Source organism: Arthrobacter sp. UYCu512, from assembly GCF_040547075.1.
In the GTDB taxonomy this organism is placed as follows: Bacteria; Actinomycetota; Actinomycetes; order Actinomycetales; family Micrococcaceae; genus Arthrobacter.
The window spans coordinates 519,084-542,970 of record NZ_JBEPPA010000001.1 but is presented as its reverse complement, the minus strand read 5'-3'; the positions used below and the strand labels follow the sequence as shown (position 1 = coordinate 542,970).

Annotated in this window: 18 protein-coding genes; 4 read left to right on the top strand and 14 right to left on the bottom strand. The window is 65.0% G+C overall.

Going from position 1 to position 23,887, the window contains the following annotated elements:
- Positions 1-488: 488 nt before the first annotated feature.
- The 3 genes from ABIB49_RS02555 to ABIB49_RS02545 are packed head-to-tail and all read right to left on the bottom strand — an operon-like array spanning position 489 to position 8,036.
- Positions 489-4,187, bottom strand: coding sequence for a 1,4-alpha-glucan branching enzyme (locus ABIB49_RS02555; RefSeq protein WP_354156642.1), 3,699 nt, complete (start codon positions 4,185-4,187; stop codon positions 489-491).
- 1 nt (position 4,188) lies between these two features.
- Positions 4,189-5,985, bottom strand: coding sequence for a maltose alpha-D-glucosyltransferase (gene treS, locus ABIB49_RS02550; protein WP_226773758.1), 1,797 nt, complete (start codon positions 5,983-5,985; stop codon positions 4,189-4,191).
- The gene (locus ABIB49_RS02545; protein WP_354156641.1) at positions 5,982-8,036 is read right to left on the bottom strand and encodes an alpha-1,4-glucan--maltose-1-phosphate maltosyltransferase; all 2,055 of its coding nucleotides are present in this window, start codon (positions 8,034-8,036) and stop codon (positions 5,982-5,984) included. Before ABIB49_RS02545 ends, treS begins: the two co-directional genes overlap by 4 nt.
- A gap of 170 nt (positions 8,037-8,206) precedes the next feature.
- Here ABIB49_RS02545 and glgP point away from each other — a divergent pair, with 170 nt between their 5' ends.
- Positions 8,207-10,825: an alpha-glucan family phosphorylase gene (gene glgP, locus ABIB49_RS02540; protein ID WP_354156640.1), complete on the top strand. Its 2,619-nt coding sequence runs from the start codon at positions 8,207-8,209 to the stop codon at positions 10,823-10,825.
- 46 nt (positions 10,826-10,871) lie between these two features.
- On the opposite strand, the gene ABIB49_RS02535 is transcribed toward glgP, so the two are convergent.
- Genes ABIB49_RS02535 through glgX form a run of 3 tightly spaced genes read right to left on the bottom strand, consistent with a single transcriptional unit; the run spans position 10,872 to position 13,869 of the window.
- Positions 10,872-11,228, bottom strand: a complete 357-nt coding sequence (locus ABIB49_RS02535) for a barstar family protein (RefSeq protein WP_354156639.1) — start codon at positions 11,226-11,228, stop codon at positions 10,872-10,874.
- Positions 11,229-11,234: 6 nt separating this feature from the next.
- The gene (locus ABIB49_RS02530) at positions 11,235-11,720 is read right to left on the bottom strand and encodes a guanyl-specific ribonuclease (RefSeq protein WP_282360570.1); all 486 of its coding nucleotides are present in this window, start codon (positions 11,718-11,720) and stop codon (positions 11,235-11,237) included.
- A 34-nt stretch (positions 11,721-11,754) separates the two neighbouring features.
- Positions 11,755-13,869: a glycogen debranching protein GlgX gene (gene glgX, locus ABIB49_RS02525; RefSeq protein WP_282360569.1), complete on the bottom strand. Its 2,115-nt coding sequence runs from the start codon at positions 13,867-13,869 to the stop codon at positions 11,755-11,757.
- 115 nt (positions 13,870-13,984) lie between these two features.
- Between glgX and ABIB49_RS02520 the strand changes: the two genes are divergently transcribed.
- Positions 13,985-14,788, top strand: a complete 804-nt coding sequence (locus ABIB49_RS02520) for a carbon-nitrogen hydrolase family protein (RefSeq protein WP_282360568.1) — start codon at positions 13,985-13,987, stop codon at positions 14,786-14,788.
- Positions 14,789-15,052: 264 nt separating this feature from the next.
- Here ABIB49_RS02520 and rlmB read toward each other — a convergent pair whose 3' ends face one another.
- The 6 genes from rlmB to ABIB49_RS02490 all read right to left on the bottom strand — a co-directional run bounded on the left by rlmB (position 15,053) and on the right by ABIB49_RS02490 (position 20,013).
- Entirely contained in the window at positions 15,053-16,039 is a 987-nt protein-coding gene (gene rlmB / locus ABIB49_RS02515) for a 23S rRNA (guanosine(2251)-2'-O)-methyltransferase RlmB (protein ID WP_226773751.1), read from the bottom strand.
- Between the two features lie 134 nt (positions 16,040-16,173).
- On the bottom strand, positions 16,174-17,628 hold the full coding sequence (gene cysS, locus ABIB49_RS02510) for a cysteine--tRNA ligase (RefSeq protein ID WP_282360567.1): 1,455 nt from the start codon (positions 17,626-17,628) through the stop codon (positions 16,174-16,176).
- A gap of 56 nt (positions 17,629-17,684) precedes the next feature.
- Complete coding sequence (locus ABIB49_RS02505) at positions 17,685-18,014, bottom strand: hypothetical protein (RefSeq protein ID WP_226773749.1); 330 nt, start codon at positions 18,012-18,014, stop codon at positions 17,685-17,687.
- A 42-nt stretch (positions 18,015-18,056) separates the two neighbouring features.
- Positions 18,057-18,593 (bottom strand): 2-C-methyl-D-erythritol 2,4-cyclodiphosphate synthase, encoded by a 537-nt coding sequence (gene ispF / locus ABIB49_RS02500; RefSeq protein WP_282360566.1) that lies wholly within the window; start codon positions 18,591-18,593, stop codon positions 18,057-18,059.
- A gap of 2 nt (positions 18,594-18,595) precedes the next feature.
- A complete protein-coding gene (gene ispD, locus ABIB49_RS02495; RefSeq protein WP_282360565.1) occupies positions 18,596-19,414 on the bottom strand; it encodes a 2-C-methyl-D-erythritol 4-phosphate cytidylyltransferase in 819 nt (272 codons plus the stop codon).
- A 116-nt stretch (positions 19,415-19,530) separates the two neighbouring features.
- Complete coding sequence (locus tag ABIB49_RS02490; protein WP_024367191.1) at positions 19,531-20,013, bottom strand: CarD family transcriptional regulator; 483 nt, start codon at positions 20,011-20,013, stop codon at positions 19,531-19,533.
- 300 nt (positions 20,014-20,313) lie between these two features.
- On the opposite strand from ABIB49_RS02490, the gene ABIB49_RS02485 reads away from it, so the two are divergent.
- Positions 20,314-20,901, top strand: coding sequence for a hypothetical protein (locus ABIB49_RS02485; protein ID WP_282360563.1), 588 nt, complete (start codon positions 20,314-20,316; stop codon positions 20,899-20,901).
- Between the two features lie 91 nt (positions 20,902-20,992).
- Here the strand turns inward: ABIB49_RS02485 and ABIB49_RS02480 are convergent, their stop codons facing one another.
- Together ABIB49_RS02480 and ABIB49_RS02475 are read right to left on the bottom strand one after the other, a co-directional pair.
- A complete protein-coding gene (locus ABIB49_RS02480) occupies positions 20,993-21,673 on the bottom strand; it encodes a response regulator (RefSeq protein WP_226773745.1) in 681 nt (226 codons plus the stop codon).
- The gene (locus ABIB49_RS02475) at positions 21,670-22,926 is read right to left on the bottom strand and encodes a sensor histidine kinase (RefSeq protein WP_226773762.1); all 1,257 of its coding nucleotides are present in this window, start codon (positions 22,924-22,926) and stop codon (positions 21,670-21,672) included. Before ABIB49_RS02475 ends, ABIB49_RS02480 begins: the two co-directional genes overlap by 4 nt.
- 207 nt (positions 22,927-23,133) lie before the next feature.
- On the opposite strand from ABIB49_RS02475, the gene phoU reads away from it, so the two are divergent.
- Positions 23,134-23,796 (top strand): phosphate signaling complex protein PhoU, encoded by a 663-nt coding sequence (gene phoU, locus ABIB49_RS02470; RefSeq protein ID WP_226773744.1) that lies wholly within the window; start codon positions 23,134-23,136, stop codon positions 23,794-23,796.
- The last annotated feature ends 91 nt before the right edge of the window (positions 23,797-23,887 follow it).

Sequence of the window (23,887 nt, the reverse complement as noted above, 5' to 3'; positions counted from 1 at the left end):
CTCTCCGTTGAAGTAAAACAGACACAACCAACACCCCCGGGAAAACGGGACGCATCAGCTGCACAAAATTTGAAACCAGCTGTAAAAACCAGACCACACCACGGGGTGGCGGACCTGATCAATTCAACCAATTCAATACAATAAATTGGTATCAACAAACTTGGCACACTATTGAGTTCTCAAACAACAGACACACCCGGCACCACCACAACCAAACCAGCCATGGATCGCTCCGGAGCAACTTTTCAAACTTACCGGGCCACTTCACCCTTGTCAAATCGCCAGTCCGACTCAGTTTTACCGTGAAGCATCTGGGTCTTGGTGGCGGATCAACTCCGGGGAGCAGCGCGGAAAACAACTGTACCACCACTTTTCACTGGTGCCAAAGGCGGCCGCAGGCCACTACCTACAGGGCAGCAAAAAGCCCGGAATCATGCGGATTCCGGGCTTTTTGCCGAAGCTTCTCCAGTGCGTGTCCGGCGTGCCTGTCAGCTCACAGGCTTGAAGAAGGCGGCACCCAGGGGAGGCAGCGTCACGGTCAGGCCTGCCGGCTGGCCGTCGATGTCCACCGCGGTGGCAGTGAGGGTGCCTTCATTCAGCACACCGGACCCGCCGTAGGCGTCGGCATCGGTGTTCAGCACTTCGCGCCACTCCCCCGCCATGGGGACACCGAGCTGGAAATCCTCATGCGGGGAGCCCGAGAAGTTGAACGCGCAGGCAACTGGGTTGCCCGCGGCGTCGCGGCGAAGGAAGGTCAGGACGTTGCGGTTGGCATCCCCGCCGTTGATCCACTGGAAGCCGGCGGGGTCGTTGTCCTGCTCGTAGAGCGCCGGCGTCGAGCTGTAGAGCTCGTTAAGGTCCTTGGTCAGGCGCTGGACACCCTGATGCCCCGGACTTTCAGCCAGCCACCAGTCCAACCCGTGCTGTTCAGACCACTCCGCTTCCTGGCCGAATTCCGTTCCCATAAAGATCAGCTGCTTGCCCGGATGCGCCCACTGGTAGCCAAGGAAAGCACGCAGGTTCGCCAACTGCTGCCAGCGATCCCCCGGCATCTTACGCAGCATCGAACCCTTGCCGTGGACCACTTCGTCATGGCTGATCGGCAGCAGGAAGTTTTCCGTGTACGCATAGACCAGCGAAAAGGTGATGGTGCCGTGGTGCCACCGGCGGTTGAAGGGATCCTCAGCCATGTACTTGAGCGTGTCGTGCATCCAGCCCATGTTCCATTTGATGCCGAAGCCCAGCCCACCCTGGCTTGTCGGCGCCGTTACGCCGGGGAACGCGGTGGATTCTTCGGCGATCATGACGGCACCGGGATGCGTTTTGTAGACCGTGGCGTTGACCTCCTGCAGGAACGACATTGCCTCAAGGTTCTCCCGCCCGCCGAACCGGTTCGGTTTCCACTGCCCCTCCTCACGGGAGTAGTCCAGGTAGAGCATGGAGGCCACGGCGTCCACGCGGAGGCCGTCAATGTGGAATTCATCGAGCCAATAAAGCGCGTTCGCGACCAAGAAGTTGCGGACTTCGCTGCGGCCGAAGTCGAAAATGAGTGTTCCCCAGTCGGGGTGTTCGCCGAGGTTCGGGTCGGCATGTTCGTACAGCGCCTCGCCGTCGAACCGTGCCAGGGCCCATTCATCCTTGGGGAAGTGCGCCGGTACCCAGTCCAGCAGAACGCCGATGCCGGCCTGGTGCAGTTCGTCCACGAGGTGGCGGAATTCATCGGGATGGCCGAACCGCGACGTCGGAGCAAAGTAGGACGTGACCTGGTAGCCCCAGGATCCGCCGAAGGGGTGTTCTGCCACCGGCATAAACTCCACATGGGTGAAGCCGAGCCACTTGACGTATTCGACGAGTTCCTTGGCCAACTCGCGGTAGCCGAGTCCAACCCGCCAGGATCCGAGGTGCACCTCGTAGACACTCATGGGCGAATTGTGCGGATCCCGCCCGGCTCGGGCCTTCATCCACTCCGCGTCCTTGAAGGCGTAGGAGGGCTCGACCACACGCGACGCCGTCAGCGGCGGAACCTCCGTGCCGAAGGCCATCGGATCCGCCTTCTCCAGCCAGTACCCTTGCTTGGTTCGGATCTCGAACTTGTAGCACGCCCCTGCTACAACGCCTGGGATAAAGACTTCCCAGACTCCGGAGGAGCCAAGCGAGCGCATCGAGTGCTGCCGGCCGTCCCAGCCATTGAAGTCGCCCTTGACCCGGACCGCCTGGGCGTTGGGCGCCCACACGGCGAAGGACACGCCGTCGACATCCCCGAGAACGGACTTATAGTGCTGGACATGCGCGCCGAGCACGTCCCAGAGGCGCTCGTGCCGTCCTTCACCGATCAGGTGCAGGTCGATTTCGCCGACCGTGGGCAAAAACCGGTAGGGGTCGTCAGCCGGCTGCTGCGCCTGGCCCGGATAGGTCACTTCCAGCCGGTAGTCGGGCACGTGGCCGGGCTCCTGCGGCTCCAGCACGGCAACCCAGATTCCGCCCGACTCGTGCGTCATCGGGAAGGTGCCGGCCGGGGTCACGATGGAGACGGCTTCGGCAAGATGCTTGACCGTGCGGATGGTGACGTGTCCGTGGTCGTCGAGGTGCGCGCCGAGGACCGAGTGCGGCGCGTGGTGCTCGCCGGCGGCCACCCTTGCCAGGGTGTCCGCGTCCACCGGCAGTGGACTTCCGGGACGATCGATACGTGCTGAACCTGTCATGTTGGTACCTTCCGCTGCGGCTTCGGCAGGGACGCCGGAGCCTGTACTGCCGAGGAGACGACGTGATGCGTGAACCGGAATGGAGAGCCAGTCCGGCCTGTTACGTAGTTCGTAGATGACTTCGTAGAGGGCTTTGTCGAGCCAAAGCGCCACGAAAAGAGGCGAGTCCCGGTCGATGCCGCCCGGGATGACTTCCGCGTAGCCGGCCAGGAAAGCCTCGGCGCAGTCGTCGACCCAGCCTCCCGGGACGTTGGCGTCCGGGTGCTCGCGGACTGCCGCGCCGGCGGCGTAATCGAAGGAGCGCAGCATGCCCACAACGTCGCGTAGCGGGACGTCCGGGAAATTGCGTTCGGAAATCGGCCGGAGCGGCTCACCCTCGAAATCAAGGATGGTCCAGCGCGGTGCCCGGCTTCCATCGCCCGGAACGTGCAGGATCTGGCCCAGGTGGAGATCGCCGTGGATCCGTTGCAGGGCCCCGGCGCTGCTGCCTTCGAGGAACCCCAACAGCCGGTCCAGCGCATCATCGTAGGGGCCGACGGCGGGACCGGCCTGCGCCCAGGATTGACGCACCCGCTCGGCGACGCCTGGCGCTATGTCGCGTCCGGGCCCGGATTCGACAGCGACGCCGAGCGCCTCGGCCAACCGCCGGTGGACCGCGGCGGTGGCGGCGCCAAGCGCGTGCGCCTCGGCGCTGAAGTCCTTGCCGCCGGCCGCTGCGTCGACGGCAAGCCGCCAGGCATCGAGCCCGCCGGCAAGGAACTCGTGTGCCACGGCCAGTTCGCCGAGCGCCGGCCCGGCTCCCGGCCGCCCGGAAGGCCGCGCCCATTCCCCGCTCACCCAGCCGAGGGTGGCCGGGACTTCGGCGGCGCGTCCTGCGGTCAGGGCGGCGCCGATTTCCACTTCCGGGTTCTGGCCCTCGGAGAGCACCCGGAAGAACTTCAGGATCGCGGCCGATTCGCCGTCGTCGACGACTACGGAAGTGTTGGATTGCTCTCCGGAGAGCACTTTGACGAAGCCGTTAGCCCTGGGCAGGCGGTAACCGGAGTCCACGAGGTGGCCGGTGGCGTTCCCGGCCGCGGTGGTGCCGCGGTCGCGCATTAGCTCCAGCCAGGCGGAAATGAACGCCGGGTCGTGAACGCCGTCGTAAACCCACCGGTCAACGCTGGCACCGGCAGCGCCGTCGGCGAGGCCGGAGCCCGAAATCTGCCCGATCAGCGCTGCCTCGGCTCCGGCCAGCGGCGCAGTCCGGATACTGAGCGGGACCTGGACGACGTCGGTGCGGGAGCCGTCCGGAGTCTGATAGTCCACGGCCAGCATCAGCACTTGGAGTCCGGCCTCGCCGGTCCCGTCGCCCGGACCGGCGAGGTTCAGTCCCCCCGCGGGTTCGAAGCTGAAAGCCGGGCTTTTCACGGGGAACCAGCGCTGGCGCGGAAGCCAGTCGCCAAGCAGTCCGCTCAGTGCGGGCGTAAAAGTGGGCCGGGTCATCTCAACCCTCGATGGACAGGATCGGCATGGCCTGGGTGTACGGCGACGCCGGGTTGGAGGCCGCCGATCGGATCCGCAGCCAGAAGAAGTCGTGGCTGCCCAGGGTGAGCGTCAGGGTTCCGTCCTCGGAGATCGCCGGGAACGCTTGGCCGCCAAACACGTCCCGGAGGCCGCGGCCGGCGAACCTGGGGACCCGCAGCGTGGTGGCCACCGGGTGCTGGGAGAGGTTAAAGGCGCACAGGATGGTTTCGCTGTCCTCACCTGCGGAGTTGCCTTCCGGGAGCTCACGCAGGTAGGCGAGGACGACGTCGTGGTCCGCTTCGACATGTTCAAAGGTGCCCAGCCCGAATGCGGGGTGGTTCTTCCGGACGCTGAGGATCTGGCGCGTCCAGCGCAGCAGCGACCCGGAGTGCGCAGCTTCGGCCTCGACGTTGGCCATGCTGTAGTTGTACACCAGTGACTGGATCACCGGCAGGTACAGCTTCCCGGGGTCCGCGCTGGAGAAACCGGCGTTGCGGTCCGGGTTCCATTGCATGGGCGTGCGGACGGCGTCGCGGTCCTCGAGCCAGATGTTGTCGCCCATCCCGATCTCGTCACCGTAATACAGGAACGGGCTTCCCGGCAGGGACAGCAGCAGGGCGTTGATGAGCTCGATCTCGGAGCGGGAATTGTCCAGCAGCGGTGCCAACCGCCGCCGGATGCCAATGTTGGCTCGCATCCGCGGGTCAGGGGCGTACCAGCCGAGCATGGCGGCACGTTCATCGGCGGTGACCATTTCCAGGGTCAGCTCGTCGTGATTGCGCAGGAAGGTGCCCCACTGCGCGCCTTCGGGAATGTTTGGGGTTTCCTTCATCGTCTCGATGATGGGGGCAGCCTTCTGGTCCCGGAGTGCGTAGTACAGCCGCGGCATGATCGGGAAGTGGAACGCCATGTGGCATTCCGGTTCCTCTTCCGTACCGAAGTACTCGACCACTTCGGCCGGCGGCTGGTTGGCCTCGGCGATGATCACCCGGCCGGGGTAGCTTTCATCGACCATTTTGCGCAAGGTGCGCAGGAATTCGTGGGTCTGCGGCAGGTTCTCGCAATTGGTGCCCTCTTCTTCGAAGAGATACGGGATGGCGTCTGCGCGGAAGCCGTCAATGCCCTGGTCCAGCCAGAACCGCACAACGTCGAACAGGGCGTCGATGACTTTGGGGTTTTCGAAGTTGAGGTCCGGCTGGTGGCTGAAGAAGCGGTGCCAGAAGAACTGCCGTCGGATCGGGTCGAACGTCCAGTTCGATTCCTCGGTGTCCACAAAGATGATGCGGGCGTCTTCGTACTTCTCGTCCGTATCGCTCCAGACATAGAAGTCGCCGAAGGGACCGTCCGGATCCTTTCGCGATTCCTGGAACCACGGGTGCTGGTCGGAAGTGTGGTTCAGCGGGAGGTCGATGATCACGCGCACGCCGCGGGCATGGGCTTCCGCGACAAGGCGCTTAAAGTCGCTGATGGTGCCGAATTCATCAAGCACGGAGTTGTAGTCCGAGATATCGTAGCCGCCGTCGCGGAGCGGGGACTGGAAGAAGGGCGGCAACCACAGGCAGTCGACGCCGAGCCACTGCAGGTAGTCCAGCTTCTCGATAAGACCATGGAAGTCGCCGGAACCGTCACCGTTCCCGTCGGCGAAGCCCCGGACCAGCACTTCGTAGAAGACGGCTTTGCGGTACCAGTGCGGATCGTGCTGGAGGCCGGGGGCATTCAGTTCGAAGTTCCCCTTCGGGCTGAAGTGCTGGCCTGGGTTCGTTGGGCTGAAGCTCACGCGTTTGACCTCCGGATGCTGAGAATGTGGGCGGGTTCAACATGGGCGTCCAACCGGACATAGTTGTACTCGCCCCATTCCCAGCTCTCGCCGGTCACCAGATCGTCGACCAAAAAGCGGCCGGTGTGCGCCAGATCGTCCGGATGGAGCTCCAGCGCCGCCAGATCCAGCGTCACGGTACTCTCCCGGATCCCGTGCGGATCCACGTTGACAACGATGATCAGGGTGTCTTTACTGCCGTCGGGGAGCGTCTTGTGCTTCGAGTAGACAACAGTGGCGTTGTCGGTGCTCTGGTGCACGGTCAGATTCTGCAGGTCGCCCAGCGCGGGGTGAGCGCGGCGGATCTCATTGAGCCGGCTCAGGTAGGGAGCCAGCGTCCGGCCCGAGTCCGCCATGGCATCCCAGTCGCGTGCCTTGTACTCGAACTTCTCGTTGTCGATGTACTCCTCGGCGCCGGGCCGGGCCACGTGCTCGTAGAGCTCGAATCCGGCGTAAACGCCCCAGATCGGGCTCGCGGTAGCGGCCAGTGCAGCCCTGATCTTGAAGGCAGGCGGACCGCCGTACTGCAGGAACTCGGTCAGGATGTCCGGGGTGTTGACGAAGAAGTTCGGCCGGAAGTAGGCCGGGGATTCGTGGCTGACCTCCTGGAAGTATTCCTCCAGCTCCTCCTTGGTGTTGCGCCAGGTGAAGTACGAGTAGGACTGCTGGAAGCCGGCCCGCCCCAGCGCGTGCATCATCGCAGGGCGGGTGAACGCTTCGGCGAGGAACACCACGTCCGGGTGCTTCTTGTTGACCTTGCCGATCAGCCATTCCCAGAACCACACCGGTTTGGTGTGCGGGTTATCGACCCGGAAGATCTTGACGCCGTGGCTGATCCAGAGGAAAACGATCCGCAGGATCTCGTTGGAGAGCCCGGCCGGATCGTTGTCGAAGTTCAGCGGAAAAATGTCCTGGTACTTTTTCGGCGGGTTCTCGGCGTAGGCGATGCTGCCATCAACGCGGGTGGTGAACCACTCCGGGTTGCTGGCAACCCAGGGGTGGTCCGGGGCGGCCTGCAGCGCCAAGTCCAAGGCCACCTCCAGGCCCAGTTCGCCGGCGCGGGCCACAAAAGCGTCGAAGTCCGCAAACGTGCCCAGCTCGGGGTGGATGGCGTCGTGGCCGCCCTCCGCGGCCCCGATGGCCCAGGGCGACCCGGGATCATGGGGTCCTGCCAGCAACGTGTTGTTCGGGCCCTTGCGGTGTTGGACCCCGATCGGGTGGATGGGCGGCATGTAGATGACGTCGAAGCCCATGTCCGCAACGGCGTCGAGTCGGGCCGCCGCGGTGCGGAAGTTCCCGGAGGTCCACTCACCGGTTTCGTGGTTGCGGACAGCACCCTCTGAGCGGGGGAAAAACTCGTACCAGGCGCCGCGGCCGGCAAGTTCGCGCTCCACCAGCAAGGGGTAGCGCTGGGAGACGGTGACCTGCTCACGGATCGGCTGGCGTTCGATGACGGCGAAAACCTCCGGGCTGAACCCGGCGGCGAGGCGTTCCTCGGCGGTCTTGCTCGGGTCGTTAAGTCCGACGACGGCCATCCGGAACGTCCGCCGGTCCGCGGACGGGCGGGACGAGTCCTCGGACGCTTCGGCGAGCAGCGCAGCGCCCTCGGCCAGCATAAGCTCCACGTCGATGCCGGCTTCCACCTTGACCTCGGCGTTGTGGTGCCATGTGCCGTAGCGGTCGTGCCATGCTTCAATCACAAAGGACCAGGCGCCGGTGGCGGGCGGGGTCAGGAGGCCTTCCCAGCGGTCGGTTCCTTGGCCGCGGGGGCCGCGGGGGCGGGCGAGACGCACCCGCTGGCGCTCCTTCCCGCGGGGATCGACCAGGACGGCGCTGACGCCGAGCTGGTCGTGGCCTTCGCGGAAGGCAGTGGCACCTACCACCAGGGTTTCTCCCACAATGGCTTTGGCAGGGAAGTTCCCGCCGTCGACCACCGGCTGTACGGCGGTGATTGGAAAACGGCCAAAGCGAAGGCCCTCCGTGATCAGGGCCTTCGGCTTTTGCTTGGACACGGCACTCGTTCGCGAATTTGTCGTCACAGCGTCGACGTTATCGACAAATCGGCCAGATTGCTAAGGCAGCGCACTTTTTTCGGGAGGTTTTCCGGAACCTCGTCCGTCATTTACGCAAAAGAAACTTAAACCGGTTCCGGGCTTCCGACTTGTCCGTTAGTGTTTCGCAGGTGAAGGCAATCCGCAGATTTACCGTCCGTACCGTACTCCCCGAGTCGATCCGCCCGCTGGCCCGGCTGGCAACCAACTTGCGCTGGTCCTGGCACCGCCCTACGCGGGCGCTGTTCGAGGGCTTGAACTCCAAGATTTGGGCCGAGAGCGGGCACGATCCGGTGACTTTCCTCGGTCTGGTCAGCAGGGAAGAGCTGCAGCGGCTCGCCGCTGACCAGGACGTGGTGCGCCGGGTCCATGCTGCGGCGGAAGACCTCGACCGGTACCTTGAGCAGCCCCGCTGGTACCAGAGCCTCGGCGACGGTGCGCCAGCGTGCATCGCCTACTTCTCCCCTGAATTCGGCATCACCGAAGTGCTGCCGCAGTACTCCGGCGGCCTCGGCATCCTCGCCGGCGACCACCTGAAGGCGGCCTCGGACCTTGGCGTGCCGTTGATCGGCGTCGGCCTGCTCTACCAGGCCGGCTATTTCAAGCAGTCACTGTCCCGCGACGCTTGGCAGCAGGAAACGTATCCGGTGCTGGATCCGGACGGGCTGCCTTTGACGCTGCTGCGGGAGGCCTCCACGGACGGCAACGGCAAGCCGCTTCAGATTTCCCTCCCGCTCCCCGACGGCCGCCGGCTGCTGGCACATGTCTGGCGTGCCGACGTCGGACGTGTCCCGCTGCTGCTGCTGGATTCCAACGTTCCGGGCAACGACGACGCCGCCCGCGGCATCACCGACCGCCTCTACGGCGGCGGCGGCGACCACCGCCTCCAGCAGGAACTCCTGCTCGGCATGGGCGGGGTCAAGGCGCTCCGCGCCTACCAGAAGCTCTCCGGCAGCCCCGCACCGGAGGTGTTCCACACCAACGAGGGCCATGCCGGGTTCCTGGGCGTGGAGCGGATCCAGGAAATGATGTCCGCGGAACAACCGCTTAGCTGGGAAGAGGCGCTCGCTGCCGGCCGCGCGTCAACGGTCTTCACCACCCACACCCCGGTCCCGGCTGGCATTGACCGCTTCGAAATCTCGCAGATCCAGCACTTCTTCGAAGCCGGGCTGGCTCCCGACGTACCGGTGGCCAAGATCCTGAACCTCGGCCGCGAGGATTACAGCGACGGCAATCCGTTCGTGTTCAACATGGCCGTCATGGGCCTGCGGCTGGCCCAGCGTGCCAACGGCGTGGCCAAGCTGCACGGCGTGGTGTCCCGCGGGATGTTTGCCGCCCTGTGGCCCGGATTCGACCACTCCGAGGTGCCCATCACCTCGGTCACCAATGGTGTGCACGTACCCACATGGGTGGACCCGAGGGTCTCAGAACTGGCACGCGAACAGTTCGGTCCCGACGCGGAAACGCAGGGCCGCTGGGACCTCGCCTACAACGTCAGTGACGAGGACGTCTGGGCCCTCCGCCGCGAAATGCGGGTGTCCCTTGTCGAGGATGTCCGACGGCGGCTGCGTGCGGCCTGGAAGAAGCGCGGGGCGGCCGACGCCGAGCTGGCGTGGACGGACTCCGTGCTGGACCCGGACATCCTGACCATCGGCTTCGCCCGGCGGGTGCCCACCTATAAGCGGCTCACCCTGATGCTGCGCGAGCCCGAACGGCTCAAGGCCCTGCTGCTGCACAAAACGCACCCGATCCAGCTGGTCATTGCCGGCAAGTCGCACCCGGCCGACGACGCGGGAAAGAAGATGATCCAGGACCTCGTCCGGTTCACCGACGACCCGGCGGTGCGGCACCGGATCGCGTTCCTGCCCAACTACGACATCGCCATGGCCCGGACCCTGTTTCCGGGGTGCGACGTCTGGCTGAACAACCCGTTGCGTCCGCTCGAGGCATGCGGCACCTCCGGGATGAAGGCCGCCTTGAACGGCTCGCTGAACCTCTCCGTCCTGGACGGCTGGTGGGACGAGATGTACGACGGCGAGAACGGCTGGGCGATTCCGACCGCCAACAATGACGCGTCCCCCGAGGAACGCGACGACATCGAAGCGGCGGCCCTGTACGAGCTGCTGGAGACGCAGGTAGCACCCCGTTTCTACGGACTCACGGTGGCCGACGGTGCGGGGGCCGCAGGACCCTCAGTGTCCGGCCCGCAGGCTGTTCCCACGCATTGGGTCTCGATGATCAAACACACGATGTCCCATCTGGGCCCCGCTGTTTCCGCGGACCGGATGCTCCGGGACTACGTCAATGTCCTGTACCGGCCGGCTGCCGTTGCGGGCCGCCGGGCAGTGGCAGACAATTTCGCAGAGGCCAAGGCCCTTGCGGCATGGGTTTCCCGGGTCCGGGCCGCCTGGCCGCAGATCCAGGTAGAGCACGTTGACTCGGTGGGCGTCTCGGAAGACCCGCAGATCGGCGATATTCTCCAAGTTAACGCCTACGTGGCCCTGCACGAGCTGACACCGGATGATGTGTCCGTCGAGGTGGCCTACGGCAAGGCCGAGGACAGCGACGAGCTGGCCGACGTCACGGTGGCCGAACTCAAGGCGGTCGAAGATCTTGGCAGGGGCCGTCACCTCTTCAGCGGCACCTTGGTGATCGACCGGTCCGGGTCCTTTGGTTACACCGTTCGTGTGCTCCCGAAGCACACGGCGCTGGCGTCCAGGGCCGAACTGGGCCTGATCGTCAACGCCTGATCCCTGCGAGCGGCGTCGCCGTCTTCCTGCCGCAGTTCCTTGGCGGTTACCGGAAGACGGCGATGACGGACAGGTTCTTTCCGGCGTAGCTTTCGGCGTCCTGCAGGATCTCACAGATGACTCCGAAGGATCGGTCCGCGCGGAAGGCGGCCGGGACTTCCCAAATGAAGCTGACGGGTCGCTGGGCGTCGTCGGCGACGGCATCGGCGAACTCGTGCAGCGAGTCGTTGAGCGCGTCCAGGTTCACTCCGTAGTCCGCCGGGAAGTCCAGCGTCGCCGCGAACGACTCAAGGACGGCCCTTTTGGTGTCGGCGGCGGGAATCAGCACGGCGCGGCGTCCGGCGTCGGCTACCAATGCCTGCAGTTCCTCGATGGTCCAAGTGTCTGCGGAGTAAATCTTCACGGTTCCCTACTTGCTTTCGCTGATGAATGTGAACGAGTTGTAATGGTCCGGCGTGTAGTATTTTTCGCCGTCCCTACCGGCCACGATCCGGCGGGCACCGCGGTCGGATTCGCCCGGCGTCCCGACAGTGTATTCCTTGTAGTAGCCGGCGGGTTTCCGGGGAAGGATACGTTCGAAGTTGCCGAATGCGATGTTGTCCCTGGCGTACGGATACGGACCGCCGCTGGCGATCAGCGACAGCGTCTGACGTGCCTCGGCCGGAAGTTCGGCGACCTTCACTTCCGGCAGCCCGGACGGGTTGGTAACGGCGGGCCCCGCGGCCATTGTGGCGGGCCCGGCTGCTGCGCCGCCCGGTCCGGTGGCCGTTTCGGTGGCCGTTGTGGCGGCTCCGGGCGGAGCGTCGCCGGTCTGCGGGACCCCTGCCAGGACGAAGGCCAGCACCGCCAGTCCCACCAGCACGGCAAGCAGGGCTGTCAGCCGCTGGGCCTTCATTTGTGATTTCCTTTGGTCTGGATCCGGCGCCGGACTAAGTGCGGTAGATGTTGATGGAATTGGCCTGGACAACGTCCCGTTCGCCGGAAGCGACCCGGACGCCCTGGCGCCGGTCGTGGAGCTCGGAGGTGGTCAGGCGCAATTCAAAGAGCCTGTTACCGGTCCCGTCCTCATTGCTGAGCAGCGGCAGCGTGACTTTGACGTCCCGGGCGCCGCCGTTGACCACCACAAGCCCGTCAACGTGACCGTCGTCGGAGCCAAGCAGGAGCTGAACAACCCGGTGTCCGGGGTCCTGCCAGCGGTCCCCGGCCATGGGCTCGCCGTGCTCGTCAAACCAATGGAAGTACGACTGCTTTTCCCGCGTCGGGTAATCGTGCGGCTGGCCGGCCAGGAATTCCTTGCGGAGCCGAATGACACGCTTGGTGGTCCGCAGCATCGAGTGTGACTCGGGATTGCTGGTCCAATCGATCCACGTGATGGGGTTGTCCTGGCAGTAGGCGTTGTTGTTGCCCTGCTGGGTGCGGCCCACCTCGTCGCCGGCGGTGATCATGGGCACGCCCTGGGAGATCATCAGCGAGGCCATCAGGTTGCGGCTGGACTGGGCACGCTTGGCCAGGATGTCCTCGTCCTCCGTGGGTCCCTCGAAGCCGTGGTTGTAGCTGCGGTTATCGCCGTGGCCGTCGCGGTTCTGCTCGCCGTTGGCCTCGTTGTGCTTGCGGTCGTAGGCGACAAGGTCGGCGAGGGTGAAACCGTCGTGGGCCGTGACGAGGTTGACCGAAGCGAGCCGGGACCGGCCGGAGGGCTCGAACAGGCTCGCGGAGCCGGAAAGCGCGTCCGCGAGGCTGGCCACGGGGCTGCCTTGCCCGCCGGCGTCGATCGCGGCACGGTCGGCGAGCCAAAAGCTGCGGACGGCATCGCGGAAGTGATCATTCCAGTCCACCCAGCCGGCCGGGAAGCGGCCGGTCTGCCAGCCCCCGTAGCCGACGTCCCACGGCTCCGCGATGAGCTTGGTGGCGGACAGCACCGGGTCGGCGCCGATCGCAACCAGGAAAGGATGCCGGGGATCGAATTCGTTGGCGGCATTGCGCGCCAGCGTCACCGCAAGGTCGAACCGGAACCCGTCGATGTGGAACTCTGTCACCCAGTAACGCAAGGAGTCCAGGACCAGCTGGACAACCCGTGGCTCGCCGAAGTTCAGGCTGTTGCCGCAGCCGGTGGTGTCCACGTACTTGCCGTTGCCGTCGTTGCGGTAGTAAGTCATCTCGCCCAGCCCGCGGAAGCTGAGGGTCCGTCCGTCCCGGCCGCCCTCGGCAGTATGGTTATAGACGACATCGAGGATGACCTCCAGTCCGGCGCCATGAAGCAGCTTCACCATGCCCTTGAACTCATCCTGGACGGCCTGCGCGCCGGCGGCCTGCGCGGCCTGTGTGGCGTAGCGGGGATGCGGGGCGAAGAAAGCAGCCGTGTTGTAGCCCCAGTAGTTCGTCATACCAAGGTTCTGCAGGTGCGGTTCGTCCACGTGGAAATGCACCGGGAGGAGCTGGACCGCGGTGATTCCCAGCGCGATCAGGTGCTCGATCATGGCCGGGTGTGCCAGCCCCGCGTAGGTGCCCTGGAGCTCTTCGGGGACGTCTGGGTGCAGCTTGGTCTGGCCGCGGACATGCGCCTCGTAAATGATGGTGTTGCGCCACGGCACCCTGGGGCCGCGGTCATCACCCCAATCGAAAGCGCTGTCCATCCGGACGCTGGTGATGAAGTCCTCGCGCTCGTCCACGGCACGGCCGTACGGGTCCAGCAGCAGGGGCTGCACGCCGTCGGCGTCGAAATCCGCGGCAGGCATGGGCAGCGGCAGCGCCTCGTGGTCCGGCGTGGCCCGGAAACCGTACCGGGAACCGACCGGAATGCCTTCGACAATGCCGTGGTGCACACCGTCGGTCAGATTTGGCAGCGTTTTTAGCTGCCAGGTACCGCCTGGCGCCTGGTAGCAGATCTCCAGAGTGGCCACGCCGGGCGCGTAGACAGCCACATTCGCGACGGCCCCCCGGGGGTCGTCCGCGGCCGGTGAACCGGTGCTCGGAACACTGATTCCCAGCGGAAACGCACGCGAAGCGTCTACGGTGGAAGCTGTATCTACGTAGGTCATTACCATTGCTCAAAGTTTAGCGGGGCCAGTCGACTAGCCCCGGTTTCTGATTTCCTGACGATATGAAGTCTACGGAATAGCAGCGTTCCATACTGGAACAGGCTCCCAATCGGAGGTAACAGTGCGAATTGCACTTGCTCAAATCATTACCGGACGCGACCTTGCCGAAAATCTGGCCCTCGTGGAGGACTACTCCATTCGGGCCAAGGCCGGCGGCGCCGAACTCGTTGTGTTTCCCGAGGCCACGATGCGTGCCTTCGGCAACTCGCTGCTGGACATCGCCGAGCCGCTGGACGGCCCGTGGGCAACACGAGTGCGCGCCATTGCGGACGAACAGGAGATCCTTATCATCGCAGGGATGTTCACGCCGGGGGCTGCCGACGACGGCGCCAAGGTACGCAACACGCTCTTGGTCACCGGCCGGGGAATCGAAGCCAGCTACGACAAGATCCACCTCTTCGATGCCTTCGGCTTCGCGGAATCAGACACCGTCGACGCCGGGGACGAACCGGTCACTTTCGAATTCGAAGGCATGACCTTCGGCCTGACCACCTGCTATGACCTCCGTTTCCCGGATCTGTTCACCGAGAATGCGGACCGCGGCGCCGACGTGAACATCGTCTGCGCTTCCTGGGGATCGGGCCCCGGCAAGGCCGAGCAATGGAAGCTCCTGGCCCGTGCCCGCGCGCTGGATTCCACCACCCTGGTCCTCGCCTGCGGCCAGGGCGACCCGGCCAGCCAGGGCATCGAGCCCAAGGGCGCGGCGCCCACCGGCGTCGGGCACTCGGTTGTGGTGTCCCCCTTCGGAAACGTCCTGGCCGAGCTCGACGCCGCACCCGGCCTGTTGTTCACCGAGCTGGATCCCGGCGTTGTCAAGGACGCCCGGGCCAAACTCCCGGTGCTCGCCAACCGCCACAGGTTCTAGGCTTGGCGCGGGGATTTCGGGTCCCTGCCGCGGACAGCGGTGGGAGAACCGACGCTCCCGCACCTTTCGCGACTCATCAGGAAACGCTCCCGCACCTTTCGCGACTCATCAGGAAACGCTCCCGCACCAAAGGGGAGAGAGCGTCCCCAAAAGCTGCGTCAAAGGTGAGAGAGCGTCCCCAAAACCGGCACCAAACGTGAGAGAGCGTCCCCAAAAGCGTCGCCAAACGTGAGAGAGCGTCAGAGCCGCAGCAACGAGCGGTCGTTACTTAGCGGCCCGCTGACGGGAGATCTCATAGAGGGAGATGCCGACCGCCATGGAGGCGTTGAGCGATTCCATCGCCGAGTCAATCGGGATGGAAACGATCTGGTCGCAGTTTTCGCGGACCAGGCGGCTGAGGCCCTTGCCCTCGGAACCAACGACTATGCAGACCGGCTCCGTGGCCAGGGCGAGGTCCGGGAGTGAGACGTCGCCGTCGCCGTCGAGCCCGAGAACATAAATGCCCATGCTCTTGAAGGCCTTCAGTGTGTTGTTCAGGTTGGCCGCACGTGCAACGGGAACGCGGACGGCGGCACCGGCGCTGGTCTTCCAAGCCGAGGCCGTGACGCCGACGGAGCGGCGCTCGGGAACGATGACGCCGTGGCCGCTGAAAGCCGAAACCGAGCGGATGATCGCGCCGAGGTTACGGGGGTCGGTGATGCCGTCGAGCGCGACGAAAAGCGGCGCGTTGGCTACGTGGCCCTTCTTCCAGCTTCCGAGAGTCTCCTCGGCAAGCTCGTAGGCGTCCTGGTATTCATAGGGCGGGATCTGCAGGACAAGGCCCTGGTGGATGGCGTCGTCGGTCATTCGGTCCAGCTCGGGCTTGCCGGTTTCGAGCAGCGGGATGCCGCGCTCAGCAGCGAGCTTGAGGGACTCCTTGACGCGGTCATCCATCTCGATGCGGATTGCCACGTGCAGGGCCTTGGCCGGGATCCCGGCGCGCAGCGCCTCCACAACCGAGTTGCGTCCGGTGACGACTTCTTCAGTGGCACGGCCCTTGGGGCCGGAGCGGGCGCCGGCGTTGCGCGGAGCTCCCGGTCGTTTGGCCGCGGACCGGTCAGCGAGCTGCTTGTTCTTGTGCGCTTTGTGGTAGGGGCGGTCCTCGGCCTTGGGGGTGGGCCCCTTGCCTTCAAGTGCCTTGCGGCCGTGACCGCCGGTTCCGACAGTGGGGCCCTTCTTCATTTTGACCGAGCGGCGACCGTTATTGGCCATGAGTTTCACCCTTTAAATACGCGATTAGTTGACAAGTCTGAACTCCAGTCTACTGACTCGAGTTAAATCCTCGACCGGCAGGGAGATCCGGGGCCGGCATTCCGCCTGGCCGGAGGCCACCCGCCGGCCAGGCATCAGCCGCGCTTGAGGCTCCAGCTGGCGCCGTCCGGGCCGTCCTCGACCACAACGCCGGCGGCGGAGAGGGTATCGCGGATGGCGTCGGAGGCGGCCCAGTCCTTGCTGCCGCGGGCCTGCGCCCTGGCCGCGAGCTGTGCCTCGACCAGCACGGCGAGGGCCTCGTTGCCTTCCTCGTCCACAGCGGGCCGCGCGGTGTTATGGAGACCAAGGACACGCAGCATATCCGTGACACTGTCCAGCGCCTGCCGGGCCTCGTCGGGCCGGCCGGCGGTCAGTGCGGTGTTGCCGGCCCGAACGGTCTCGTGCAGGACGGCGAGGGCCTGGGGCACGTTGAGGTCATCGTCCATGGCGCGTTCGAAGGCTTCGGGTACTTTCCCGTAGGTGGCGAAGCCGTAGCTTCCGCCGTCGGCGAGGGCCCGGACGGCGCGGCTGATGAACCCGTCGATGCGCTCGACGGCGGCTGCGGCTTCCTGCAGCGACGTTGGCTGGTAATCCAGCACGGAGCGGTACTGCGCCTGCCCGAGGTAATAGCGGACAACCCGTGCCGGGGCCAGCTCCAGCATTTCGGCGGGGCTGATGGTGTTGCCGATGGACTTGGACATTTTCTCGCCGGCGTAGGTGACCATGCCGTTGTGCATCCAGAAGTTCGCGAAGCCGTGGCCGGCGGCCTGGGACTGGGCCATCTCGTTTTCATGGTGCGGGAAGCGCAGGTCCAGCCCGCCGCCGTGGATGTCGAACCCGTTTCCGAGGTACTTGCCCGCCATCGCGGAGCATTCCAGGTGCCAGCCGGGCCGGCCGGTGCCCCACGGCGAGTCCCAGCCCGCCGTCGTCGGTTCCCCGTCTTTGTGGCCCTTCCAGAGCGCGAAGTCGCGGGCGTCCTTTTTCCCGCGCTGGTCGGCGTCGGCCGCGCCCTGCATGTCATCGATGTTCTGCCGCGTCAGGGAGCCGTACTTGGGCCAGGAGCGGACATCGAAGTAGACATCCCCGGAGTTATCCAGGGCCGGGTAGGCGTGGCCGCGGTCGATCAATCGGGCGATCAGTGCATGCATTTCCGGGATGTGGCCGGTGGCCCGAGGTTCGTACGTGGGGCGGGCGACGCCAAGGGTGTCATAGGCCTTGAGGAATTCTTGCTCGTAACGGTAGGCCAGTGCCCACCATTCCTCATTCCGGACGGCGCCCGGTTCGTCCTCAAAGTCAGGGGCGAACGAATCCGCCGACTTGGCCAGAATCTTGTCGTCGATGTCGGTGACGTTGCGGACCGCGGTAACGCGGAAGCCACGGTACTGCAGCCAGCGGGTGAGCTGGTCAAAGGCGATGGCAGAGCGGATGTGGCCGACGTGCGGCATGCCCTGCACCGTGGCGCCGCAGTAGTAGAGGCTCACTTTGCCCGGAACCAGGGGGACGAAGTCACGGACTTCGGCGGATGCAGTGTCATAGAAGCGCAGGGTCACCGCTCCAGATTAGCCGATGGGGATCCAAGCCCCGGCGTGCGGAGCACCCCGGGCGACTACTTGCAGTACTCGCCGATCCTGTTGTTCTGTTCCGTCAACTGCTTGGTCTGCTCGGCGCTCGTGGCCCCGAGCGAGGTGCCCGCCACCGCCGTCATGATGTCCGCCATCTTCTGGATCGGGTCGGCCACCTCGGACGCCACCTTGTCCGCGACCTCCTGGTAGTGCTTGGAGATCTGCTCAGCCTTTTGCTGCTGGTTGCCGGTGGGGACGAAGGTGTCCTTGTTGAGGAACGCGCAGCTCTCCGGGAGTCCCATCTTCGGTGTCGCGGTGCAGCCGGTCAGCAGCAGTCCGGCCAGAACGACGACGGCGGGCAGCAGCTTTTTCACGGGAGGTCTCCTGATGTTGCGGGAAGGGATCTTCCGTCAAGCCTAGGCGACCGATTCCTGGGGCGCGGGCTTGGCAGGGTAAACGAGGGCGGTCGCCATGGCTGAAATCCCTTCGCCGCGGCCGGTAAATCCAAGTCCGTCGCTTGTGGTTGCCGAGACGCTGACCGGCGCGCCTGCTGCTTTGCCGAGAACCCGTTGGGATTCCTCCCGGCGGGGGCCGAACTTGGGCCTGTTGGCGACGAACTGCACGGCGATGTTGCCGATTTCGAAGCCTGCGGCGCGGACGATCCGGGCAGCCTCGGCCAGCAGGGTCACACCTGAGGCGCCGGCGTACTCCGGGCGGTCGGTACCGAAATGGGTGCCCAGGTCACCGATGCCGCAGGCAGAGAACAGGGCGTCGGCGGCAGCGTGGGCGACGGGGTCGCCGTCCGAGTGGCCGGACAGTCCCCGTTCCCCGTCCCAGAACAGGCCGCCAAGCCAGAGCGGCTGGGGTGCGTCCGCTGGGGCGTAGGCGTGGACGTCGATGCCGATTCCGGTCCGCGGGATGAGGGGCAACGGCGGTTTCTGCGTTCCGGACACGCTCAGCCTTCCACCCAGCGGACGCCCAGCGGGCCTTCCAGTAGCCCCTCGGCGATGATCAGGTCCAGCGGGGTGGTGATCTTCAGCGATTGGCTGGCGCCGCGCACCGCGTGGACCGGGACGCCCAACAGTTCCACCAGCATGGCGTCATCGGTGACGGCCGCGGCCTGTCCGGCGTCGAAGGCGGCTGCCGCCGCGTGGGCGCGCCGCAGGGTCGCAAGCTCAAAGCCCTGCGGGGTCTGCACAGCCCGCAGGGTTTCCCGGGCAGCGGTGCCGGTGACAAGTTCCGGGGCGATCGCGGCGCCGTCGCCGGACGTCGGCTGCACGGTTTTGACCGTGTCCACCACGGGCATAACGGGAATGACGGCCAGCGCGCCGGCCGTAAGGGCGCGGGACACCCGGTGGAAAACAGCTTCCGGCGTCAGTGCTCGGGCGGCGTCGTGCACCAGGACAGCTTCGGTGGCCGGCAAGAGCGCTGCCAGCCCGGCGCGGACCGACTCGGCACGGGTGGCACCGCCGTCGACAATTGTCACCACCGGGACATCTCCGGCTTCGCCGTCACCGGGCGTGTCCGGCCGCTCGGCCTTGAGCTCCCGGGTGAAGGCCTCGCAGAGGGCGAGGAGCTCCGGGTCGCCGGGCGGGATGGCGACGCAAATCTGCTGCGCAATGCCGGATCCGGCGACGCCCCGCAGGGCGTGGGTGAGGATGCTGTCCCCGCCCAACGGGACCTTGGCTTTGGGCATGCCGTAGCCCAGGCGCTGGCCGGAGCCGGCAGCCACAACGATGACCGCGGTGACGGGGGTTTTTGGTGCAGAGTCCATGCGCACAAGACTACGTCGCGGCGCGAGCGGCATCCCACTGCGCTATCAGGCGGGCACAAGAAACCCCGGCAGCCGCTAGGCTACCGGGGTTTAGTTCTTTTCTGCTCAACTCTTGTTTAGGAAGCCAAAACCTCGTCGAGAACGCTTGCAGCCTTCTCTTCGTCGGTCTTCTCGGCCAGCGCCAGTTCTGAAATCAGAATCTGGCGTGCCTTGGCCAGCATGCGCTTCTCCCCTGCGGAGAGACCCCGGTCGTGATCGCGGCGCCACAGGTCACGAACGACCTCTGCCACTTTGATGACGTCACCGGAAGCAAGCTTCTCCAGGTTTGCCTTGTATCGACGTGACCAGTTGGTGGGTTCTTCAGTGAACTCGGCCCGCAGCACTTCAAATACGTGCTCCAGACCTTCTTTGCCCACTACGTCCCGGACCCCAACTAGGTCAACGTTTTCTGCTGGAACTTCAATGGTCAGATCACCCTGAGCCACCTTGAGCTTGAGATACATCTTCTCTTCGCCCTTGACAGTGCGCATCTTGATTTCTTCAATTTTTGCTGCACCGTGGTGAGGGTAAACTACTGTCTCGCCGACCTCAAAAACCATGTGGACATTCCCCTTTCCCGCAGACCAGTTTATCACGTTTAAGGCATACAACTGCCATGGAACCCGCCCAAGAACCGCATGAATACGGGGAAAATGGCCTTAATCGACCCCGTCAGACCTCTTGACGAAAGCGGATATTAGTGTATTGAAAGTCCTTTGCCAAGAGTGCCGGGACACCGCGTGCGTGGCGGGCAGGCCCACGAGTCTGCAGGATTGCGTCCCGCCCGAATCATGGTTTGACCAGGATTGCCGATAGGCTATGGCTGAATAATGTTCCAAGACTCTCAAGGAGTGCGTGACGTGGGTTTCTCTGCTTCCAACCGGGGCCAGCGCGGCAAGCTGGCAATCGCGACGGCTGCTCTGGCCATCAGCCTGCTGTCCGTAACGGGCTGCGGCTACATCAACCCCCAGCAGACCTCCCAGCAGTATGCTGCGTCAGATGGAACCCAGGCCAACGTTGGCCCGTTGCAGTTGCGCAACATGATGATCATCTCCTCCGCTGAAGACAAGCCCGGCCGCGTCGTCGGCGCTGTCTACAACTCGTCCTCCACCGACGTGACCCTGACCATCCGGGGTTCGGCCGGCTCCCAGACCCAGGTCCCGGTCAAAAAGAACTCGTACACGCTGCTGAACGAATCCACCGACGAGGCGATCCTGAGCACGACCGGCGGCGCCCCGGGCTCCCTCGTCGAGGTTAGCCTCCGCGAGGACGGCACTAACCAGAGCACCACGTTCAAGGTCCCGGTACTGGACGCCACGATCTCCGACTACAAGCAGTACCTGCCAACCGCCACGCCGACCGAGTCGGCCACTCCGACGTCGTCCGCCACTCAGACCGACTCTGCCGCGACGACGCCTACCTCGACGCCGACGCCGTCGGGAAGCTAGAACCAAGAGCTTTTTACTAAAGCGAGGGGCGCCGGGTCTGAAATATCCAGACCCGGCGCCCCTCGCTTTAGTTATTTGGACCGGTCAGGGCTTACGGCTCGAACTTATAACCCAGGCCGCGAACCGTGATCAGGTGCCGCGGCGCCGAAGGATCCGGCTCGATCTTGCTGCGAAGCCGCTTAACGTGGACATCCAGGGTCTTGGTGTCCCCCACGTAATCAGACCCCCAAACCCGGTCAATCAGCTGCCCCCGGGTCAGGACGCGGCCGGAGTTCCGCAGCAGCATTTCCAGCAGTTCAAATTCCTTGAGCGGCAAGGACACTTGCTCACTGCTTACCGTGACCACGTGCCGCTCAATGTCCATCCGGACCGGCCCGGCCTGTACTGTGCTGGACACCAGTTCCTCAGGCTCACCCTGGCGGCGCAGCACAGCCCGGACCCGTGCCACCAGCTCCCGGGAAGAGTACGGCTTGGTGACGTAGTCGTCGGCGCCGAGTTCCAGCCCAACAACCTTGTCAATCTCTGCGTCCTTCGCGGTCAGCATGATGACCGGGACCGATGAGCGCTGCCTCAGCTGCCGGCAGACTTCGGTGCCTGACTGCCCGGGCAGCTGCAGGTCCAGCAGCACCAGGTCGGCACCGTTCCGGTCGAATTCGGTGATGGCGTCCAGACCGTTGTCTACAATCGCCACCTCGAACCCTTCCTTGCCCAAGAGATATGACAGCGGGTCGCTGAATGACTCTTCGTCCTCGACAATAAGAATTCTGCTCAAGCGGTAGCTCCTTGCTCATGGGCGCCGGCGGCGTCCCGTCGTGGTGGTCTGGGATGCTCGGACGGACCGCGGGCAGTGGACTGCTCGGCTGCCCGGTCCGCAGGCGCTTGCGCGTCCGAACCGTCGCCGACGTCCTGCCCCTCCAGCTCCGGAAGCCGGATCGTGAACGTGGAGCCCTGCCCGGGCTTGGACCAGAGCGTCACCTCGCCGCCGTGGTTGGCGACAACGTGCTTGACGATGCTCAGGCCCAGTCCGGTACCGCCGGTGTGGCGCGACCGTGCCGCGTCCACCCGGTAAAAGCGCTCAAAGACCCGTTCCTGGTCCTCGGGGCTGAGGCCCCCGCCCTGGTCCGTCACGGAAACGGCCACGAGGCCGTCCTTGACCCGGATCCCGACTCCGACCCTGGTGTTTTCCGGGGAGTACCGGATCGCGTTATCGATCAGGTTGCGCAGGGCGGTCACCAGCTGGTCCTGGTCGCCGTAAACCATCGCCTCGGTGCGGCCGGCCACTACCAGATCGATGTTCTTACTCTCGGCCGGCAGCTGGGAGCGGTCCACTGCCTCGGCAACGACGGTATTGATATCCACCGCACGGCCCTGCTTTGCAACATTTGATCCCTGCAGCCGGGACAGCTCGATGATGTCCTGGACCAGGGCTGCCAGGCGCATGGATTCCTTGTGGGTACGCCTGGCGAAGCGGCGTACGGCGTCGGGGTCGTCCGCGGAGGACTCCAGCGCCTCCGCCAGCAGCGAAATGGCGCCGACGGGTGTCTTCAATTCATGGGACACGTTGGCAACAAAGTCATTGCGAACTTCCTCGGTGCGGGTGAACTCGGTCCGGTCGTCGGCCAGCAGGAGGATGTAGTCCTCAGCGATCACTGCCGCGCGCACCTGGACCACCATGGTTCCCTGCCCCAGCGGGCCCCGGGGAAGTTCGAGGATCCGTTCAAGGATGACGCCGTCGCGACGCACTTTGGCAGTCATCTCCAGAAGCTGGTCATGGACCAGGGTGTGGCCGCGAACCAGCCCGTAGGCGTAGGCGGCCGGGCTGGCGCGGACGACGCCGTCGATCGCGTCCACCACAACAAAAGCCCTGCCGACGGCGGCCAGCACCTCGGCGGCGCCCTGCGGAAGCGCCGGCTCCTCAGACTCCACGTCCACCAGCTTGCGCTGCTGCTCGCTGACCCGGAAGGCGAGCACGCCGAAGACGCCAAGCGAGAGGCCGATCAGGCCGGCGATCACGCCGATAAGCATAGGGTCCACGGCCCCAGCTTATGCGCTGGCCCGCGTCGGAACGGCTAATCTCCCGCCATTCCCGGCGTGGTTCAGCTAACGTTCACCTTTAGGGGCGCAACAGTTCACCAGGCGCTGGAAGACTGAACAGTTGAAGCGCCGATAGGTGAAACGAAATGGGTCGACCGCCGCGACGGCCGACGATGTTTCAAGGGAAAGGACGCACACGTGCGCAAGGTTTTTCAGGAAGAACTCACCCAAGTCGGGGAACAGCTCGTAGAAATCTCAATGCTGGTCAGTGAGGCTGTGGAGAAGGCCACCGCTGCCTTCGATGGCGCCGACATCGATCTGGCCGAGGACGTCATCGCGGCCGATGCCCGGATCGACTTCCTGCAGAACAGCCTGGACGAGCGCGCCATCGACATTCTCGCCCTGCAGGGCCCGGTGGCAAGCGACCTGCGGATGATCGTAGGCTCCCTCCGCATGAGCGCCTCGCTGGAGCGAATGGGCGACCTCGCCCGTCACCTTGCCCAGCTTGCCCGGCTCCGCTACCCCGCCACAGTGGTCCCCGCACAGCTGCGCGACACGTTTATGAGCTTCGCCGAGCACGACCTTCTGATCGCACGCAAGCTCACCTCACTGCTGGAAACCCGCGACCTTGAATTCGCCCGGGACATCATGAAAGCCAACAGCGCCGTCAATGATCTGCACCTGAGCGTCTTCAAAGCTATCGCCCGCAGTGACTGGCACGAGTCCCCCGCGACGACTGTCGACGTCGCCCTCGCCAGCCGCTACTTCGAGCGCTTCGCGGACCACGGCGTGTCCGTCGCGCAAAAGGTCACTTACCTGGTCACCGGCGCCTGGCAGCCGAACGGCATCGAACACAGCTAACCACTCGGCCGTTTGAACGGCGAAGAGTACGACGACGGCCGGTCACCTTGGGGTGACCGGCCGTCGTCGTTGAATTGGCGATTATGCCGCC

Coding starts and splice junctions, on each gene's coding strand:
- ABIB49_RS02555 (WP_354156642.1), bottom strand. CDS start 4,187: ATGACCCGGCCCACTTTTACGCCCGCACTGAGCGGACTGCTTGGCGAC.
- ispD (WP_282360565.1), bottom strand. CDS start 19,414: ATGGACTCTGCACCAAAAACCCCCGTCACCGCGGTCATCGTTGTGGCT.
- ABIB49_RS02490 (WP_024367191.1), bottom strand. CDS start 20,013: ATGGTTTTTGAGGTCGGCGAGACAGTAGTTTACCCTCACCACGGTGCA.
- glgX (WP_282360569.1), bottom strand. CDS start 13,869: ATGGTAATGACCTACGTAGATACAGCTTCCACCGTAGACGCTTCGCGT.
- rlmB (WP_226773751.1), bottom strand. CDS start 16,039: ATGGCCAATAACGGTCGCCGCTCGGTCAAAATGAAGAAGGGCCCCACT.
- ABIB49_RS02530 (WP_282360570.1), bottom strand. CDS start 11,720: ATGAAGGCCCAGCGGCTGACAGCCCTGCTTGCCGTGCTGGTGGGACTG.
- ABIB49_RS02475 (WP_226773762.1), bottom strand. CDS start 22,926: ATGCTTATCGGCGTGATCGCCGGCCTGATCGGCCTCTCGCTTGGCGTC.